An 18,237-nucleotide genomic window follows, 5' to 3' on the forward strand; every position below is an offset into this window, starting at 1 on the left:
CTCATCCTTTAGTTCCTATGGTTGTTTTGAATGTATATACTGCTTTATCGTCCTCGAATTCGGGGCCTTGTACGCTTGCTGTTGTTAACTGGGGATAAATGGCGGAGTAAAATCCCATTACATCTTCCAGTGACATTTCCGGATCAATATCATTGAGTTCTATGTCTGTTTTCTCAATCCTGAATACCCGTGTTACGGTTGTTATATTTAGTGCCATATGTTTATCTCTTTTATGTTTAACCTATTTTTTTTGCTATTCCCATTATTTGAGCGAACATATCTACAGGAGCCTGTTCTGTGGGCTGAGATGAAATATTGTCCTGTTCCGGAACACCAGTTCCGGTAACTTCTAAGTCCTCAGACTCCTCATCATCTATTTCCTCTTCCTCAGTTTCTTCGTCACTATCATCTTCCATTGATGGATCCGCCAAAGTATCTTCGGCTTCTACCTGTATCTCATCCTCTTCAGGTTCAAAAAGCGGTCTTTGAGCCATTTTACTCCATACTTCCATGACCTTTTCTTTCAGTTTTATATTGTCAGGATCTGCCGCTGATACTTTTTTATAAATTGCGTAGGCTTCCGGCCAGCGACCGGCTTTTTCATGAACCTCTGCATCTGCAAGCATACGTTCACTTTTAGATGTCTTGGTATCTTTTGCCGCATTGGTAGTGGTAACCTGCGTTTTCTTCGATGTTGCCACTTTTGTGTTCTCGCGGAAAGCATCCACATTGGTTAAAAGGCCTAAACGTTCCTGCAGCGGTTGGCTGATTGCTTCCAGGAATCCCTGATCCAGCTCTGTAGGGGTTCCGCTTACATTCAGGGGAATAAGCTTTATTATCGCCGATCCCGGCATGTCCTGTACTTTAGGCATAAGGCTGACAATCAGCCTATCCCCTTTTTTCAGCAGGTTCAGATTTACGATCTGACCTTCCTGCATTAATTCTGATAATCTTGTAAAAAACATAAGATCTGATTTTAATTTATAATTCAAGTAATTAGTTTATTGTTATTCTTTTAAATACATAGCCTTCAATTTGTATAAATTGTTCTTCAAGCAGCTGCACGCCAAACAATGCATAATCAAAGTCAGGATTGGTTATTGCAAGGCATTCTTTGGCATAGTACCTGCCGAATAATTCCGTTTCTTCATAATATCCCTGATAGGAGTTTTCAAATAATCGGATAATCTCTCTTGATTTGCAATTAAAAATTTCTGGGCTAAATCGATCAATCCATAGATGGAACGCTTTGTTCCGGTAGCTGTCAAAACCGGAAAGAAGATTCATCAACTTAAATATTTTTGATGAAATATCATTTATACAGATTAAAGGCTTTGGTACATCCTGCCAGTAGAGGATTAATAATACAGGTTCCTTTTCTGAAGGATATAGTGAACAAAATGCCGATCTGAATTCCTGCTTATTCTTATAATCGCATAATTGCATCCATTGTCCAAAAAAGTTTCCGCTGTTATATACATAATCAGTGGATACATATATCCTTGCATCCATCATGTTTATCAACCTATCCATAATAATACATATTGGGTTTATTCCTGAATTTTTCGAGGTAATAAAAGGTTCGTGTTTTGTCTTGGTCAAGTTTTTCGAGAAAAATACCGCAACGCGCAGCGGCGGCTATTTTTCGAAGAAACCGAATGGCTTGAACTTGAACAGCCCAAAACACGTATTACCTTTACCGGAGAAAAAGAGGAATAAACCCGATTGATTTTTTAGACCTATCCGGCTTGGATATTTTACTTAAGGAAGTGAAATGAATGAAAATGCTATTCTAGTAAGAAGAGAATAATATAGCTGTCCTTTATATGATTTTATAAAGATGTGATGTGTTTAAATTTCAAAATCGGGGTTATAAGAGTTATAATTGATGCTATTCCGGAAAAATTCTTTCATCAGGCTCTGACATTCCGTGTTCGGTTATATGTTGGTATCCGGCGGGTAGTTCTTCAATTATAATCCCGTCTTTGCGTTGCAGTAAAATCCGGCCATTGTCATCTAAAGCCTGAAAAAAGATACGAAAACCCTCTTCATATAATGCTGAATACCAGCACCTGTCAACAAAATCTGTAAGCGTCTCCGCGATGACGTCTATCCTGTAAAAAAAATAAGCAGGGAGTACGCTTGCCTGCTATTTTTTTGTCCACATGTCCGGGAGTAAGTCGCGGTATTTTTCGAGTGATGTATCCGGTGGAAGTGCCGCAGCATTGTTGATCACATCGCTAAGGTATTCGAAGAAGTTGATATTATTGAGCCTGCACGAACAAGCCAGCGAGTAGAAGATAACGCCTCTTTCGGCTCCCCTATGACTACCAAAGAACAGTGAGTTCCTTCTGGAAAGGGATATGTAACGGTTTAGCCTTTCAATAGTATTTGTATCAAGTTTATAAAGTCCGGAGGTAAAGATATTCTCCAGGCCTTTCCATTCACCCAGCATATAGTTTGCTGCTGCATACATCAGACTCTTTGGAGGATATTCCGGAGAAGATACTATTCTTTTGAGTGCGACCTTCAAGGCTTTCATGATATCTTTCGAGTATTTTCTTCTCCATTTCAAGTTATCATCCCGGGTCCACCCATCCACTCCAATACGATGCTGATGCTCTTGTCTGTAAAGCTGGTTGATCAGTTCGATTATGCTGTCCGCATCCGGATTGTCCCGGATATCCAAAAACTTGCGTTTACAATGCTGGAAGCATGACAGCCTGAGGATTCCATCCCCCAGGGATTTGTAAGGAGCATACCCGTCACTCTGGACTGTCCCTTTATACTTTTCCAGTTTCTTGTATATGACTGCACCCTGTCTTGAACCATTCTCGTAGAAGTAGTATGCCAGATTGAGGTTCATTGCGGATATGGCCCAGATATATTCCTTGTTGATGTTTGGCGCATCCGCATTATCAGCCCTGTCCATTACTTTATAGTAGGTCTCATCACAGCTTATGTAATCATCTTCCAATACAGCCCTGCCGAGAGCTGTATAAAGGTTCTCGAACATATCTGCCGTCTTGGACAACAGTCCGTTTGCCGTTGCCTTGTTTACATGAAAGCCGTTGTCATTGAAGTACCTGACTATTCGTTCAACAGGCATTGAGTAGATATACCTGAGCTGTGCCATTCCTGCTATAAAGGAACCGTCAAAACTTGAGTTCTGGAGCGGGGCCTGGCTTGCCTTACAGGAGTAAATCCGTTCATCCTGTCTGTATGTGTGAAGCCTGTAGACTATCTTCTGGAACTTCATCGGAACCATCCGGTACCGGATAGATTCACGGATGCCGATTTGGATAGCCGTTCGTATATCAAACTCCGTATCATCGGGATAGACATCTTTAACCACTTCTTCCAGTTCATAATGCATATCCCGTTTTGCTCCATTATTCTTGCGGGCTTTCAGGTCGGCTTTCGGCTTTACTTTTCCGGAAGCTGTTTCTTGTTCCTGCCTGGGTTGTGACTGCTTTTCTGATTTATTGGATATGAGTTTGGATATGCCTCTTATTTTATTTGCTGATTTAGTGAGGGATTCGTCTTTCTGAAGCAAGGCTTCCTGTAAGGAAGCGATGGTTCCCTCCATGGATTTAACCGTTGCGGATAGCGTTTCTATCTGGGCCAACAACTGCTTGTTGAACGCATTGACTGCTTCCAATTGCGCCGCCAATATTTCTTCCATTCTGCTTCCTGCCATGCTTTAAAGGTACAAAGAAATATGGAGATAAGCAAGAGTTTGCGTAGCTTATTTAATTGATTATCAAATTATTAAATGGACAAAAAGCGCGTTCTGTAGCGTTTGCGGAAGCGTACACTTTCAAGTGAGACCCCCGACATGATGAAGCTGAAAGTCTCCCAGGATAGCTCATAATAGCCTGTAGCCGGATCTATTTTAGGCAGTTCAAAACTGCCCCGTTCAAGGCGCTTGTGATATAACAGAAAACCGTCGGTATCCCACTTTAAGATCTTTACGTTTTGTCTGTTCTGGCCAAAGAAGATATAGATATCACCGTTCATTGGAGAAAGCGGGGATTCGGACTTGATCAGATTGAACAATGCGTCAATCCCTTTATTCATACGAACAGGGTGTTGGCACATAAAGTACCTTACATTATCGTTAAGGCCAAACATAGAATACTACTTTTCAGGATGATACAATGACAATAACGAAATCAGGCTTTCCGCCGTACATTCCTGCAAGGTCAGACTGATATTGTGTGGAAAGGTAATGCTGACTCCTTTGAGAACACTGCCTGTCCCGACAGGATGGCTCTGTGGCCTGAACTGGATAAAGGTTTGTTGATCTTCATTGGTGATACCTTCGCCTCTTGCCTCTGCTTGAAGCCGTCTCATAAAGATTCCGCGACGTTGCGCCCAATCTAAGATTTTTTCATATTTAATGTTATTATCCCGGCAATAAGATTTGAATGATAAATATGAATCTTTCTTCAAATATTCTTTATAACATTCAATAGCTCTCATCTGTACTGATGATTTATTCATTTCTACGAAATTATTTTCCATGCTCTTTTATTTGCAAATGTACAGGGTTACAAAAAGCGAATCAAGACGTCATCGCGGAGACGCTTACCAAAATCTTCCATTAGAATAATAAATATTAAGCACAATTCCAGTTTTGTTCTGTCTTTAAGAATTGTAATGCAAAGATAAGCCAATAAAGAACGTAGGTCAATAATTCATAAAAGAAAAGAAATAGAAAATAGGGACACGATATATATCAAAATATATATGCAGAGGTTAAGGCAGGCAGCTTTTGTTCCCCTTAAAGACCGGATTTATTATAATTGAGGGCTTTTCGTATGACTCTTTTGTACGGATAATGACAAGAGAAGCTCGTCCCGCTATATGCGTCGGAATCGGCTTTGCATGCTATGTCCCGTCGGCCCGTAAATGTAGTGTTCAAAACGTCAAATTTTTAACAGGAAATACGACACGAAGTGTACGAGGTGTCGTATTTATTGTTAAACCCACAGGGCCTGAATTTGACCGGTGAAGAACACAAATATAATTTTGCCGGCAAGCGGACATAGGCTAAAGACGTATTCGGTGTAGTGTGGAATTAGTAGTCTATGTAAAACCATCGTAATTATAACCGGACTAATTTTGCTATAATAAGCCCGACTTTTGTTTCATCCTCAAATTTTTCCATAGAGATCATATAATTTTGGCTGAAATTTGGCCGCTCTTTATTACAAATCTGTGCCTTCAGATTATATTCGGATATATTATAGTTCTGGCTAAAGCAGTTAATTGTAGCTTTCAACTGACGGCAAGCTGATGAAACCCACCCGCTGTACTGGCGTTCTTTTAGTTCTATAAAATGAACTGAATTATTATAATGTAAAAGGCAATCACACTTATTTTCGATAGATCCATCTTCACGAAAAATAGCCAAATGATTGTCAACCGGATAAAAATCAACTGTCATTTTAGATGGATTTTCAACTACTCCGATCCAGGCTAAAGGATTTTGAATATCCAAGTAAGCAGGCGCGGGTACTTGGCCTGGAAGAGTTTCATCATCGCACAAACCGAATGATTCCGCATCTGTTGAAGCTCTAACTGTAGGTTCAAAAAAGTCTATCGGCATTGTCTTTCTATTTCTTTAAGGTCTGAAAATAGATAATTGGCTTCGGATAACAGATTATTCAGGTAATTCTCATCTGAAGGCAACCCTTTATAATTTTCTAATACCGATATTATACCATTAGCTGCTATTTCATAAATAACTATATCTGAACTGCTAACTGTCGAATTAACAGGAACAATATGATTTACCCTTTCTCTGAGTTCTTCTGTAATCTTTGGATTATCCAATATCATTTTAGCTTTTATTGCCAACGTCAGGTAATTTATGATATAGGGGCTATGGGTAGTTATAACAAGTTTATTCCCAACCGAAAGATTATTGTAAGACAAAAGGCTATTTAATATACTTCTCTGGGAAGATGGAAAAAGATTCTGCTCCGGTTCTTCTACGATATTTATAAATGCTGTTTTGTTGAAGCGGGCGGATAAAACAGACAAGGCAGCCCGGCGTTGCTCATCGGAAAGAGAGTAATCTGACCAAATAGTAGAAACACCATCTTTGAACCGTTGCAGATCCTCGCTACTCATATCAGTTGCATTTTTTGTTTGACTTAAAATGGAATTTGCCAGATAATCTGTCACAACAAACAAAGGTACTATTGACTGGAAACCACTGGAAGATTCATGCAACTTAATCTTATAGTCTTCTCCTTCAATATAAGTAATATCATTTTTTTTATCGTAATTCAGATATGCATTATTGATAGGTAATTCCATGGGTGATTCCAATGACTTTAATGCCAGGCCGAATTCTGTTGTCAGTTCCAAAACAGGCTCAGCTATTTGCCTTAATTTACGGGCATTACCATCCTGTACATTACTGATAAAACTTCTTTCAGCAGGAACATACATTACTTGAGGAAGCTTATATATTGAATTCTTTTTCTCCTGAACAAAAAATTGCCCGTTTTTATATTGCATGGAATAGGACTCGCCTTCGTATTCGATTTCGGCTTTATCAATTCCTTCTTTATTATAGAAATAGTTCTCTATCCTGTGATAGGCACAATAAATATCTTTGAATCGCCCGCTTCCGGTAAATTCCTGTGCAGTATAATCACCCCGGGTAAGCGCTTTCTCTATCCAGGTAAAAGTCGATATTAATTTGGCAATGCTGCTTTTACCGGTACCTTGATTTCCGATAAACAATGTGATTTTTTGTATTTCGATCCAGCCTTCATTTTCTTGATAGCCATTTTTTACCGGACCAAAATTGCGTATTCTGATTTTACTCATCTAAGTTTAAATTATTGGATGAACAGATGTTTTATTATTTAAACATATATAATCCTATATTATATAAATATATAATTATACAAATATATACTGAAACATTCAAAGATACATAATATCATTCTATTTTGATTGAATAATAGATTTGTATGCATAATATATGAAAATTATACCCAGCTGATATTTATTCTTTCTGTTTATTTTAATACCAGCCGGGTGTATTCTCTTTTTAAATGGCAGGTACTGCTTTTTCTGCTTTATCTTTTAATGTTTCCAGCTGCTTTTGAATTTTCTGGTATTTCTGATTATAGATATCCGTATGTTTCCGCATGATATCCATCGTTTTTTCCTTGAAGTGTTGCTTAGAGAATTCTATTAACAACATCATCCTCAGATTATGGCCTGTGTGATTGATCAGATTCTTTATTAAAAAGTTTCTATACACAAGTGCCTTTTGTTCTGCAGTCAGAGTCTTGATTATCTTATATTTTTCATCGGCAGTCAGAACATCCTTTTTCTCATCTGTATATCCGAAAGCCGGAAAATATTTTTTATCCAGGTAGTCCAACATCATAAAAATAAGCAGTTCATCTTCAAATACTGACAACTGCCCGTTATTGATTTCTGAATTTTGTAATAGGGAGGATACTTCTTTGGCTGCATTACGCGTTGCTGCCGTTTTATTTTCCTGATCCTGCTTTTGCAGATTTTCCAGTGGGTTCAGGTCCTTTCCTTTGATAACCTCTACATACCTGATTCCGGGGTTATTATCACCCACATAGATAACCTTCTTTATTTTACCTGATTTTTCTTTTTCTTCGAGTTCTTCCATTTCCTTATAGAAAGACATCTCTTCTATCGTGTATTCTTCCAGAGCCGCCTTGTATTCCTGATCCGATTTATAGCTATTTTGAACAGGAGGTAGTGGTTTTTCAGGGTATTCTTCAGCTTTCATTGTTCTTATATCGACACCGATCTCCTTCATGTCATTATTAACGGTATCATTCATCTTGTCATAAGGAGCTATACAAACACTTATTTCCGGATATTTCTCGGATACCACTTTACAGAAATTTATGGTAAACTTGCTCTTTTTCTCCTGTAAACAGGTGTTGTTCGTACATCGCCCTGATTTCTCTGGAAATAGTTCATAAAAGGCTGTATTGAACTGGCATTTTTCACATTCTGACTTTTCAAAATTAAACTTCGACAAATCATTGGTATACAGCTTTTCGATCCGTTCGGTAAAATCTTTTAATCCCAGTTCTTTCCAATTGTTTTCTTCATGGCTGAAATATTCCTTGTAAATTTGTTTTTGTATAGTTTTGGAATATTTTGCAGTTTCAATCCCGATACCGAGCATGATGTCGTCTTTTTCCAACAAATTTCTAAATTCGTCTATCAGGCGTTGTAGTCTCAGGCGTTTACGGATATAAGATTCATTTTTACCTGATTTATAACAAATATCTTCTATACTGTAACCTCTGACATCCATCAGTTTTTGGTAAGCATCGGATTCTTCGATAGATGTCAGGTTTTCCCTGTTGATGTTTTCGACAAGTGTAATCTCCAGTATCTGTTCATCCGTATATTCCCTGATAATTGCAGGTATCTGGGTTTCTCCGTTCAACTTGAAGGCCCTGTAACGGCGTTCACCATTTACAATTTCGTAACCATCCCCTTTTCCACGGAGCGTAATCGGGTGCAACAGTCCATGTTCTTTGATGCTGTGAGCTAGTTCATTTAATTCTTCCTGATTGAATTTCTTTCTTGAATTCTCGGGATTAGGCGATATCTGGTCTATTCCCACTAAAAATACTTTTTCTGCTTCCATAAGTCGGTTTTCTTTTAAATTGGGTTCTTTAATAATTTGATTTTTTTCGTTTATTTTTTGTTTATTCAGGCGTTCATCCCGGTATGCTTCTGTTAAGCCTACAATACAGACCTCACAAATCCATTTGGTATGGTAAAACGGCTCCAGAATGTCTTCCCTGTGCAGCATATCAAAACGCTTCAGGTATTCTACCAGCATCTTCGGGCGTTCTTTATTCATATAATCCTTTGGTATGAGAAGTACTGCCCTACCCTCGTCACTTAGGGCAGAGGATAACCAGCCGAAAAATGAGATTATATCTTTTTGTTCATGTGGCGGATTGGAAACGATCAGATCATAATAGCGTCCGCTTTCCTTGTCACGAAAGTCATACAATTCAAATTTTGCCTGCGGATAAGAAAGTTTACAAATCTCTACCATGTCCGGATCATTATCGAATCCGATGACATTCAAATTGTTTAATAACAGGCATTTTGTCAATTGCCCTGTTCCGCAACAGGCATCCAGCACGAGGTTGTCTTTAGGCAGGAAGTTATTGGTCAGTTCTGCAATCTGGGCTGCTGTTTTCTCGGGTGTCAGGTACTGGCTGTTTTGTACGCCGTGCCGTTTCTGCCGTTCAATCATTGCCTCGTACAGCCAGTTGAAGGCCGTACAATCGAAAGGTAATTCCCCGAATTGCTTCTTGTATTTAACTATATCCAGAATAGTATCCGGATAATTGTGTTTCCTGTTTTTAAAATAGGAATTATTCAGGGCATATTTTTTACCTTCTATTTTTTTTATTGTATTCATGGTTTCCGGATATTGGTATTTGTTTGATATTTCTCGGCAAGCTTATCCGTCCATTTTCCATTCTCATAAATATGGTGCTGGACCAACTCATTAGATATTTCATAGGTGATGACCTGTATATACAGGTCTTTTCCCGTATAATTACCGGTTATATCCTCCATCAGTTTTTTAGGGAAAGGTCCGTGACTTGTAAATTCGAGATCACAACTTCCATTTTCAGTTTCGATATCCGAGTAACACTCGAAATTCTCGGATATTTCTTTTACTGTTTGCTCCAACACCGATTTGTCTGCACTGATTATAACTGCAATATTGGTACATATATTTGCCATCGTTTTTTATCATATTAGTAATTATAAATTATTTTTATCTATCATTTTATAGAGCTTTCGGACTTGTTCCAACCTGTTATTATTTAAATAAGCATGCCAATAGCGGTACTTGCGGCTCCAGCGGAAATTATAGGTCCGTATTTGCTTGCGATGCTCCGGTGGCGGTTTAATAAAGAATACCAGCATGATTTTTTTCTCCTGCATCCTGATAATCAGTTTTAAAAAATTCTTGTCAGGAGTAACCTGTCTTTTACGGTAGCATTTACGTACAAGCCATTTTAGTTCATTATACATATCAGTCCACAATTACAAGTTCATCGGAGAGGACTCCTTCCTTCTGTTTCTTAACCGGTACAGCATCCGGTTTTGCAAATTCCCCGAACGGATTAAATTCCATTTGGATACACATATACTTGACAGCCTGTATTACATCGGTCAGCACATCCATCAAAAAGCTGTTATCTTTATGCAGGGCCTCCAGCCAGCTCTTTAAATAAGAAGCATGGTCTTCCCGGATCGTCGTTTCTATACCCAGATAAAATCCCATCAATGCAGCGGATAATTCGGCCACAAGCTCTTCTTTTGCATAATCATCAGTTCCTTTAGTTGCTCCTTTCTTGATCCGTTTCAACCGGTCTTCATGTCCCGTGGAATGGGTCATCTCATGCAAAGCTGTACCATAAAAAGCTCTTTTATCCGGGAATTGCGTTTTGTAAGGCAGCACAATCTTATCCTCTGATGGTGAGTAATAGGCTCTGTTGGATAGCCTCTCCTGTATCGGGCATACCCAGGATTGGTCAGTAATCACCTTATCCAGTAGGCTGTTATTAAAGTTATCATGATCTTCACTCTGAACAGACACTTGATGTTTCAGAAGTAATGAAGCCCACTCTTCCGGGTATTTCTCATTGTAATCGGTCTGGTCGAGGTTAAATACATCATAACATTTAGGAGTCATAATTAGATAATAGTTTCCTTTTTCTGTTTCCGGAAGCTCTTCATATTTCTCAATAGAGATCCTCTCCTGCAACTTTGGGTTATAATACATCCAGGCAATATGGTAAACCGGAAATGACTGTGCTCCTTTTACGATGTGGATACCCAGGTTGTTTGCTTGGAGAAATGTGAGAAAAACAGGCGTTCGGAAATCAAAATACATGGAATAGATGAGTAACATCAGTGTATTACCCCCACTGTAAAAACGTCCCGTAATATTAGAGGGCAGGTAATCCTTGCGTTTGACGGCCAACCAGGGTTTAGTCCAGTCTTTTCCTACTTCTGTGATACGCCCGATCATCAGGTTCGTGAATTTCTCCGCTGTTTTTTCAAGCCTTTTGTTATTGATCTTCATAATACACTTATTTAATGAATATTATGCGCCATATTAGGCAGGCGCTTTACCTTCAAAGGCCCAAAAGTCCGGGGCCGGGAAACACAAAGATTTTCGGGCAAAATACACTCTGTTAAGAGTGGAGATTTTGCCCGAAACCGGTAAGGGAAATCTTTGTTTTCACGAATTAGCCACGGAATAACTTTGCCTTTGAAAGGTGAAGCGTCCGATTAAACACAGGAAGAGATTTTACCTTGATTCTTAATTAAGGATATTGCGGAGAGTATATTTTAGGATTATTATATTGGGGGGGAGTAAAATAGATTTAAAATGGCATAATTGAAACAGGGAATGGCTATCTGGTTTTATATGCGACCAGATTAAACTTATTTTAATATCAATATTCTGATTGATTTAACTTTTTCGCTCAACAATATACATTCCTTTAACATCTGTCGGAACAATTAAATAAGTCCCCAATTTCTCATAAATTTCTCCCAAGGTTTTACAACCATACCGGCGGGGTTTGTATTTGGGCAATAGTTTCTTTATAGCCATACCTAATTGGGAAAGGGTTACTTCAGATTTTCCATCATTAGACGCATTATTATATGCTTTCTCAAACAGATGAGCCTCTTTCTTGAGCATCGAATCCGGCGTTTCGTTGTTTGTGGATTTTATTGAAGTTGTATCGGTTTTATCTGAAAACTTAAATTCTTTGCAGGAGTTTATAAAGGATTCCGGGGTCTTATTTTCACCATAGCCCAGCACCAGCATGCCTTCTTCACGTATACGTTGAGCCAGGAGTGTATAATCACTATCGCTGGAGACAATACAAAAGCCATCGACAGAACCTGAATGAAGTAAATCCATCGCATCTATTACCAAACTGATATCGGTCGTATTCTTTCCTTTTACATAAGGCAAAGCCTCTATTAAACGGAATGAATATTCCCTAGCTGGCTCTTTCCATGATGACAGGGCAGGTTTGCTCCAGTCTCCATAGATACGTTTTACTGTGGCTTGTCCATAATGTGCCGTAAACACCAGTAATTCGTGTATTTTTGAAACAGAGGCATTATCTGCATCGATCAATATCGCCAGTTTTACGTTCTTATTGTTGGATGGAATCTTATTTTTCATATAATATAATTCAGCATTTGAAATTTGTATACAGATAACAATAAAAAAGAGTAACTTTTAAAAGTTACTCTTTCAAAGATAAGCGATACTTGCTTACTTTTTGCTTTGGTCGATAGATAATTTACGAAATTCTTTCAATTTCTTTTCTATTTCAAGAGATACTTTTCGTGCGCGTTGCCCGGCTGCTTTGTTATTATGTTAATATTGACATAATAATAATTGTACTAAACCTACGGTAGTTTTCATATAAGAATATATAGTTCTATTCTAACTCATTGTGTTGCTTTGCATGGAAATTTAGTTATTCATTTAAATTTAATTTCTATGCAAAATCAACAAAAAAAGTGTTCCGTCTTCAGGGATGAAAATTATGTGCCTATTGTAGAACAGGCCTGCAATAAAGTTACCGGTTTCAGGGAACTGTATAAAGAATTGGAACGGTCTATAACGATTAATGGCAAGAGTAAAAGCGCCCTTGAAAATTATTCGCGTCAGTTAGCTCATCTGGCTCTTCACTACAATCGGATGCCATTGGAGCTGGATGCGGAAGAAGTAATGGATTACCTATATCAGGTAAAAAGGAATGGAGAAGCTTCGGATTCCTTCTTCAAGTTCACAGTGCATGGAATGCGTTATGCCTGTAAAATGCGGGGATTGGATTACGCTCAATTCGAGTTGCCTTCTTTAAAAGGTCCTAAAAAGCTGCCGGTCGTTCTAAACGGTTCAGAGATAAAGGCCCTGATTAGTTCCTGTAAATTACTTAGACACCGGCTTATTATAGGTTTGTGTTACGGATGTGGACTTAGGAGCAGTGAAGTACAACATCTGGAGCCATCCCATATTGATTTGGAACGGAAAATGCTGCACGTGCATCAGGGCAAAGGCTTGAAAGACCGTTGTGTACCGCTTGGAGAACTGTTGCCCAGGGGAATTACCAGCTATCTTGACAATCATGTTCCCGTAAAATACATGTTTGAATCCAAAACAGGAGAGCCTATGACGGGGAACGGCATCCGGTGGGTTGTGAAAAATGCAGCACGCCAGGCAGGAATTATCAAAGATATTTATCCTCACACCCTTAGGCACTCTTTTGCGACCCATCTACTGGAGAATGATGTAAATATCGTACATATTAAAGATTTGCTGGGACATAAGCGAATAGAAACCACCCTTATTTATTTACAGGTAGCCCGGCCCCAATCCGGTAAAATACTTAATCCGCTGGATATCTTATACGGATTAGAATGACTACTGCTATCCATGAGGTTGCCGATATACTGAAACAGCATTGGACCTCAGTGATAGAAAACGGAAAATTGAATACTTGGCAGTTGCGTATCCTCAATGCGGTAAAAGATTGTAGGACGGCAGCACTGGGAGCCCATGTGGATGGTTGTACGCAGTGCGGATATTTACGGATTAGTTATAACAGTTGTCGCAATAGGCATTGTCCAAAATGTCAGGGAATACAACGGGAAGATTGGATACAGAAGAGAGAAAGCGAGCTTTTACCCGTACCTTATTTTCATCTGGTGTTTACATTGCCCGATACGCTTAACCAGCTTTGTCTGTATCAAGGCAAAATACTATATAACCTTTTCTTTAAGACGGCCTGGAGTGTATTAAGCAGTTTCGGTAAAGATCATAAATGGCTGGGTGCCGATATGGGAATGATCGCTGTCCTGCATACATGGGGACAAACAATGAGCCTGCATCCCCATTTACACTGTATAGTACCCGGCGGAGGCCTTACCCGGCAAAGCAAATGGAAAACGGTCAGATCCAAGGGAAAGTATTTATTTCCCGTAAAAGCTGTGAGTAAGGTCTTCCGCTCACGGTTTATCGAAGAGCTAAAAAAGGTACTGCCTGATGAAATGAACCGTCAGGTGGTTGCAACCCTTTATAAAAAAGATTGGGTAATATATGCAAAACGACCGTTCAGCGGACCACAAAGTGTGATTGAGTATCTGGGTCGTTATACGCACAAAATTGCTATCAGTAACTATCGGATTAAAAACATATCGAAAGATAAGATAACCTTTAGCTACAAGGATTACAGGAAAAACGGACTAAAAAGGGAAATGGAGCTTGAACCCCTTGTCTTTATTCACCGATATGCTTTGCATATTTTGCCGAAGGGATTTGTCCGTATACGTCATTACGGTATATTAAGCAGTAGAAGTAAACTAAAATGCCGTATTGAAATAAGCAAGCAGATAATCAGCTGTGATGCAATAAATACTAAACAGCACCACCAATTATTTAATCCGAAAGAGTGTCCTTGTTGTAAGCAGGAAACCCTGAGAACCATCATGTGTTTCAACCGCAGAGCACCGCCGGAAAACTGGGCAGAGCTGGCAACGATAATTTTAAATAGCTATCAACCATCACATTGAAGTCAAATGCACAAGCATAATGGGGAACATATGTCCTACTGTGAGCAATTGTTGACAAATAATCCTAAAACACTTATAATAGGCATGTAAAAGGAAGTCAAATAAAGCTTGCAAGCCCCTGAATAATTTAATCTTTACCTTGGATATAGCACAAACAAAATATCTGCATGAATTATTTACGGATAGACCTGTCCATTAAAAACCCATAATAAAAGACCGATATACTTGCCCGGTTTCGTACAAGCAGGCTTCATTTTTCATGCTTCGCAAAAACGAAGCCTTAACTATTAGGTAAACATATACATAATGTAAAGAAGCGGTTGGAATCTCTTATATTCCAGCCGCTTCTGATTTCAAATCTTTACATAATTATTTATACTTTAGTTATACTTAAAAACAAATAGTTATGTATAAGAAAAACAAACAGATCACAGAGGTTATCGATGAATATCGATATGAGTTAATTGACAGAGATTACAACAAAGGGACTATTCAGACATATTCGAAGATATGTAGGACTATTCGAAAATGGTGGGACGAAAAAGGTCTCGAAGAGTTCAACGAGGTAAATGCGTTCCGGTTTTGTGATGAATTCATAGGAACACGTTATTTAAGCGTCTCTTTAACATCCGACCAAAAGCGTACACTTCGTGTTATTAGAATGATTTTATCTGTATATAGAGGTGATGATTTTGAGAATATATCTCCTTCAGAAAAAAAATCTTTTAAAACAAAGTTGGGAGAAGTATTTGAAAAGTACATTGAATGGTGTGCGTTAAGTTTGAAACTATCATCCAATACATTGGAAACCCATACACGAGTCGCCTTAAAGTACGATTCATATTTGTGGGAAAGAGGGCTTCATCTCGAAGACGCATCAACTCCGATTTTTGAAGATTTCATTACTGCCGAATCAAAATCCAATCGAATAAGATATAAAGCTGTTTTGCGAAACATTTACCGCTTTCTGCATAACTCTCAAATTACAAAAGGAGATTTGTCGATGTTTATTCTTAGAGAGCCACAGACATCACAAGGTTCAAAATTAACAACAACTTATACTGAAGAAGAGGTTCGAAATCTGATTTCATCAGTAGACAGAAGCACATCCTCTGGGAAGAGGGATTATCTCATCTTACTTTTAGCTTCAGAATATGGGATGAGGGCATCGGATATCCGGAGCTTAAGTTTGAAGCATATCAACTGGGAATCCAATACAATATCCTTCAACCAACAAAAGACTGAGGTTCCAATATCTTACCCTCTTATTCCATCCATAGGTAATGCAATTATTGACTATCTGAAATATGGCCGGCCTCCAGGAGGAGACGATGTGATCGTTGTACGACATGATAGTAAACGTAAAGGTCATCAAGTCACATCCAGTGGAATTTACTCCATCGTAGAATCAGCTTTTAAGGCAGCCAACATTCCTAACTGGAGAGAGAAGAAACATGGTCCTCACTCCCTGCGACATAGCTTTGCTTCAAATCTGTTAAAACGCGGTGCTGGATACTACATTATCAGTATGGCAATGGGGCATAGTCATACGAATACGACTCGAACATATTTGAATATCGATATCGAGCGCTTACGAAAATGTAGCCTACAAATCCCGGTTATTCACAGTGTACATTACGCAAATATTGGAAAGGAGGTGATAAATGATCAGGCCTATTCTTAATTCGGTTTTCTCCACGCATATATCTCTTTTTCTGGACTATAGAGAAAAGAGCGGCATAAAATATATGTACGCAGAATTTTATCATCTTAAAAAACTTGATGATTTTTTTATTCAAGAAGGGATCACTGAGATTTCATTCTCCAGGGATCAAGCTATCAAATGGAGACAACGGCTTGAAGGTGAAACCGAAAAAACGCAGTATTATAGAGTCAATACAACAAAAAGATTCTTTGAATATCTTTTTATTCAGGGTTTCCCGGTGTTCCAGCTAAGAGACACTAAATGTCCCAAAACAGATTTTATTCCTCATATTTATACGGATGAAGAAATTGAGAAATATTTCCTGGCATTGGACAACTATGTGTCGGTACAAAATCGGAGACATAATATTCAATTATCCGTATTGTTCAGAATCATGTTCTGTTGTGGAACTCGAATGACGGAAACGATAACTATTCACAAGAAAGACATCGATTTAGATGAGGGTATTATAAAATTATCCGAAACAAAAAACTCGAAGGAACGCTATGTGGTTATGTCCAGTAGCTTATTGGATCTTATGAGATCATTTGCTGATAAAACATTTTACGACTTATCTGATGACGATTACATATTCAGATCTCTTTACCGTAGACATATTTCAGCGTCCATTATTGCTGAAATACACCATAAAGTCCTCCAACATGCAGACATACCTAACTGTGGGAGCGGACGATACGGAAAGCGGGTTCACGATTGGCGTCACACTTTTGCCGTAAGATCTTTCAAACAACTAATTGATTCTGGAATGGATATGTATGTTGCTCTCCCAATTATGTCTGCTTATTTAGGACATAACAATATCTATTCTACAGAGCGCTATTTACGCTTAACTATCAGCTTGTATCCATACCTTACAGAGAAACTTGAAAAGAGTCTTGATGAAATATTTGAAAAGAACGACTATGAAAAGAACTGACTTTGCTAGCGCCCTTCACCGGTACTTTCGTGATTATTTGATAAATGAACGTGGATGTTCGCAGCGCACAATAGAAACCTATCGCTATGCTTTTATCCAATTTATTGACTTTATGGAAAATAGCCAGAGAATAAGGCCAGAGAAAATAGAACTCAAACATATTACCCACAAAAATATTCAATCTTTTTTACTTTGGTTGGAGTACGAGAGAAAAGTATCTCCGGCTACTCGCAACCAACGACTTGCTGCGTTTAAGTGCTTCGCCACCTTTTTGAAATATGATCTTCCAGAATGTATTGATGATGTAATACAAATTCAGAACATCAGGATGAAGAAATCTCTTACAAAAGAAATCACCTATGTTAAGCCGGAAGGGATAAAAATGTTGCTATCTCAGATTGATCGAACTACTCAAGGCGGAAAAAGAGATTTTGCTATGTTCACATTGCTGTATGCTACCGGAATAAGGGTGAGTGAACTAATTAAGATAAGAGGGAGGGATGTTTCAATGAGCGCACCAAAACATATAGTTATTCATGGTAAAGGGAATAAGATAAGGCATGTGCCTATAGTGCAACAACTGTCATCTGTGCTAGGAGATTATTTGAAAGAAACCGGTTCTATGCTTCCTCAAAATCTTGACAAGCCCATTTTCGTAAATCACTCGGATGAAATGTTTACCCGGCAAGGTATTAATCATCTCCTGTCTAAATATGTGAAAATGGCGCGAAAAGTGGATTCATCGCTTATACCAGATAGTTGTAGCCCACATAAAATCCGACACTCTACAGCAATGGCCATGGTAGAAAATGGAACGGATTTAATCATTATTCGGGATTTTCTGGGGCACTCCAGCGTTCAAACCACGAATCCTAAACTCAAACAAATCCTAAATTAAAATATGATAATTCTTTAAATCAAT

Annotated in this window: 18 protein-coding genes and 1 pseudogene; 5 read left to right on the top strand and 14 right to left on the bottom strand. The window is 38.5% G+C overall.

What is annotated here, in order from left to right:
* Position 1: 1 nt before the first annotated feature.
* The 14 genes and pseudogenes from ACYQ3L_RS00345 to ACYQ3L_RS00410 form a co-directional block, all read right to left on the bottom strand.
* Positions 2-217: a PRTRC system protein C gene (locus ACYQ3L_RS00345; RefSeq protein WP_380000905.1), complete on the bottom strand. Its 216-nt coding sequence runs from the start codon at positions 215-217 to the stop codon at positions 2-4.
* Between the two features lie 19 nt (positions 218-236).
* Positions 237-965 carry a PRTRC system protein E gene (locus ACYQ3L_RS00350; RefSeq protein WP_380000903.1) on the bottom strand — a complete coding sequence of 243 codons (729 nt, stop codon included), beginning with the start codon at positions 963-965 and terminating at the stop codon, positions 237-239.
* 31 nt (positions 966-996) lie between these two features.
* A complete protein-coding gene (locus tag ACYQ3L_RS00355) occupies positions 997-1,533 on the bottom strand; it encodes an antirestriction protein ArdA (RefSeq protein WP_380000901.1) in 537 nt (178 codons plus the stop codon).
* A gap of 616 nt (positions 1,534-2,149) precedes the next feature.
* Positions 2,150-3,700: an IS66 family transposase gene (gene tnpC / locus ACYQ3L_RS00360; protein ID WP_380002139.1), complete on the bottom strand. Its 1,551-nt coding sequence runs from the start codon at positions 3,698-3,700 to the stop codon at positions 2,150-2,152.
* 71 nt (positions 3,701-3,771) lie between these two features.
* Positions 3,772-4,134: an IS66 family insertion sequence element accessory protein TnpB gene (gene tnpB, locus ACYQ3L_RS00365; RefSeq protein WP_380002141.1), complete on the bottom strand. Its 363-nt coding sequence runs from the start codon at positions 4,132-4,134 to the stop codon at positions 3,772-3,774.
* Between the two features lie 6 nt (positions 4,135-4,140).
* Positions 4,141-4,527: a hypothetical protein gene (locus ACYQ3L_RS00370; protein ID WP_459952242.1), complete on the bottom strand. Its 387-nt coding sequence runs from the start codon at positions 4,525-4,527 to the stop codon at positions 4,141-4,143.
* A gap of 583 nt (positions 4,528-5,110) precedes the next feature.
* A complete protein-coding gene (locus tag ACYQ3L_RS00375; RefSeq protein WP_379999253.1) occupies positions 5,111-5,614 on the bottom strand; it encodes a hypothetical protein in 504 nt (167 codons plus the stop codon).
* Entirely contained in the window at positions 5,605-6,849 is a 1,245-nt protein-coding gene (locus tag ACYQ3L_RS00380) for an AAA family ATPase (protein ID WP_379999251.1), read from the bottom strand. Before ACYQ3L_RS00380 ends, ACYQ3L_RS00375 begins: the two co-directional genes overlap by 10 nt.
* Before the next feature lie 226 nt (positions 6,850-7,075).
* Positions 7,076-9,472, bottom strand: coding sequence for a ParB/RepB/Spo0J family partition protein (locus tag ACYQ3L_RS00385; protein WP_379999249.1), 2,397 nt, complete (start codon positions 9,470-9,472; stop codon positions 7,076-7,078).
* A complete protein-coding gene (locus ACYQ3L_RS00390; RefSeq protein WP_379999247.1) occupies positions 9,469-9,804 on the bottom strand; it encodes a hypothetical protein in 336 nt (111 codons plus the stop codon). The genes ACYQ3L_RS00385 and ACYQ3L_RS00390 overlap by 4 nt, the downstream gene beginning before the upstream one ends.
* A gap of 21 nt (positions 9,805-9,825) precedes the next feature.
* Positions 9,826-10,098, bottom strand: a complete 273-nt coding sequence (locus ACYQ3L_RS00395) for a hypothetical protein (RefSeq protein ID WP_379999245.1) — start codon at positions 10,096-10,098, stop codon at positions 9,826-9,828.
* A gap of 1 nt (position 10,099) precedes the next feature.
* Positions 10,100-11,155, bottom strand: coding sequence for an ArdC family protein (locus ACYQ3L_RS00400; protein WP_379999243.1), 1,056 nt, complete (start codon positions 11,153-11,155; stop codon positions 10,100-10,102).
* 393 nt (positions 11,156-11,548) lie between these two features.
* Positions 11,549-12,277, bottom strand: a complete 729-nt coding sequence (locus ACYQ3L_RS00405) for an NYN domain-containing protein (RefSeq protein ID WP_379999241.1) — start codon at positions 12,275-12,277, stop codon at positions 11,549-11,551.
* 93 nt (positions 12,278-12,370) lie between these two features.
* A pseudogene (locus ACYQ3L_RS00410) lies at positions 12,371-12,472 on the bottom strand (histone H1); the annotation flags it as partial.
* A 129-nt stretch (positions 12,473-12,601) separates the two neighbouring features.
* On the opposite strand from ACYQ3L_RS00410, the gene ACYQ3L_RS00415 reads away from it, so the two are divergent.
* The 5 genes from ACYQ3L_RS00415 (at position 12,602) to ACYQ3L_RS00435 (ending at position 18,213) form a co-directional block, all read left to right on the top strand.
* Entirely contained in the window at positions 12,602-13,525 is a 924-nt protein-coding gene (locus tag ACYQ3L_RS00415) for a tyrosine-type recombinase/integrase (protein WP_379999239.1), read from the top strand.
* Positions 13,522-14,673 (top strand): IS91 family transposase, encoded by a 1,152-nt coding sequence (locus ACYQ3L_RS00420; RefSeq protein WP_379999236.1) that lies wholly within the window; start codon positions 13,522-13,524, stop codon positions 14,671-14,673. Before ACYQ3L_RS00415 ends, ACYQ3L_RS00420 begins: the two co-directional genes overlap by 4 nt.
* A 406-nt stretch (positions 14,674-15,079) precedes the next feature.
* Positions 15,080-16,357 (top strand): site-specific integrase, encoded by a 1,278-nt coding sequence (locus ACYQ3L_RS00425; RefSeq protein ID WP_379999234.1) that lies wholly within the window; start codon positions 15,080-15,082, stop codon positions 16,355-16,357.
* A 64-nt stretch (positions 16,358-16,421) separates the two neighbouring features.
* Complete coding sequence (locus ACYQ3L_RS00430; protein WP_379999232.1) at positions 16,422-17,315, top strand: tyrosine-type recombinase/integrase; 894 nt, start codon at positions 16,422-16,424, stop codon at positions 17,313-17,315.
* Complete coding sequence (locus ACYQ3L_RS00435; RefSeq protein WP_379999230.1) at positions 17,302-18,213, top strand: tyrosine-type recombinase/integrase; 912 nt, start codon at positions 17,302-17,304, stop codon at positions 18,211-18,213. The genes ACYQ3L_RS00430 and ACYQ3L_RS00435 overlap by 14 nt, the downstream gene beginning before the upstream one ends.
* Positions 18,214-18,237 lie beyond the last annotated feature (24 nt).

This window comes from Dysgonomonas termitidis, assembly GCF_054657735.1.

What these genes read in the sequence shown, in the direction of transcription:
- ACYQ3L_RS00415 (WP_379999239.1), top strand. Translation starts at nt 12,602, where the DNA reads ATGCAAAATCAACAAAAAAAGTGTTCCGTCTTCAGGGATGAAAATTAT.
- ACYQ3L_RS00400 (WP_379999243.1), bottom strand. Translation starts at nt 11,155, where the DNA reads ATGAAGATCAATAACAAAAGGCTTGAAAAAACAGCGGAGAAATTCACG.
- ACYQ3L_RS00405 (WP_379999241.1), bottom strand. Translation starts at nt 12,277, where the DNA reads ATGAAAAATAAGATTCCATCCAACAATAAGAACGTAAAACTGGCGATA.
- ACYQ3L_RS00345 (WP_380000905.1), bottom strand. Translation starts at nt 217, where the DNA reads ATGGCACTAAATATAACAACCGTAACACGGGTATTCAGGATTGAGAAA.
- ACYQ3L_RS00430 (WP_379999232.1), top strand. Translation starts at nt 16,422, where the DNA reads ATGTACGCAGAATTTTATCATCTTAAAAAACTTGATGATTTTTTTATT.
- ACYQ3L_RS00425 (WP_379999234.1), top strand. Translation starts at nt 15,080, where the DNA reads ATGTATAAGAAAAACAAACAGATCACAGAGGTTATCGATGAATATCGA.
- ACYQ3L_RS00380 (WP_379999251.1), bottom strand. Translation starts at nt 6,849, where the DNA reads ATGAGTAAAATCAGAATACGCAATTTTGGTCCGGTAAAAAATGGCTAT.
- ACYQ3L_RS00395 (WP_379999245.1), bottom strand. Translation starts at nt 10,098, where the DNA reads ATGTATAATGAACTAAAATGGCTTGTACGTAAATGCTACCGTAAAAGA.
- ACYQ3L_RS00390 (WP_379999247.1), bottom strand. Translation starts at nt 9,804, where the DNA reads ATGGCAAATATATGTACCAATATTGCAGTTATAATCAGTGCAGACAAA.
- ACYQ3L_RS00350 (WP_380000903.1), bottom strand. Translation starts at nt 965, where the DNA reads ATGTTTTTTACAAGATTATCAGAATTAATGCAGGAAGGTCAGATCGTA.
- ACYQ3L_RS00370 (WP_459952242.1), bottom strand. Translation starts at nt 4,527, where the DNA reads ATGGAAAATAATTTCGTAGAAATGAATAAATCATCAGTACAGATGAGA.
- tnpB (WP_380002141.1), bottom strand. Translation starts at nt 4,134, where the DNA reads ATGTTTGGCCTTAACGATAATGTAAGGTACTTTATGTGCCAACACCCT.
- ACYQ3L_RS00355 (WP_380000901.1), bottom strand. Translation starts at nt 1,533, where the DNA reads ATGGATAGGTTGATAAACATGATGGATGCAAGGATATATGTATCCACT.
- ACYQ3L_RS00375 (WP_379999253.1), bottom strand. Translation starts at nt 5,614, where the DNA reads ATGCCGATAGACTTTTTTGAACCTACAGTTAGAGCTTCAACAGATGCG.
- tnpC (WP_380002139.1), bottom strand. Translation starts at nt 3,700, where the DNA reads ATGGCAGGAAGCAGAATGGAAGAAATATTGGCGGCGCAATTGGAAGCA.
- ACYQ3L_RS00435 (WP_379999230.1), top strand. Translation starts at nt 17,302, where the DNA reads ATGAAAAGAACTGACTTTGCTAGCGCCCTTCACCGGTACTTTCGTGAT.
- ACYQ3L_RS00420 (WP_379999236.1), top strand. Translation starts at nt 13,522, where the DNA reads ATGACTACTGCTATCCATGAGGTTGCCGATATACTGAAACAGCATTGG.
- ACYQ3L_RS00385 (WP_379999249.1), bottom strand. Translation starts at nt 9,472, where the DNA reads ATGAATACAATAAAAAAAATAGAAGGTAAAAAATATGCCCTGAATAAT.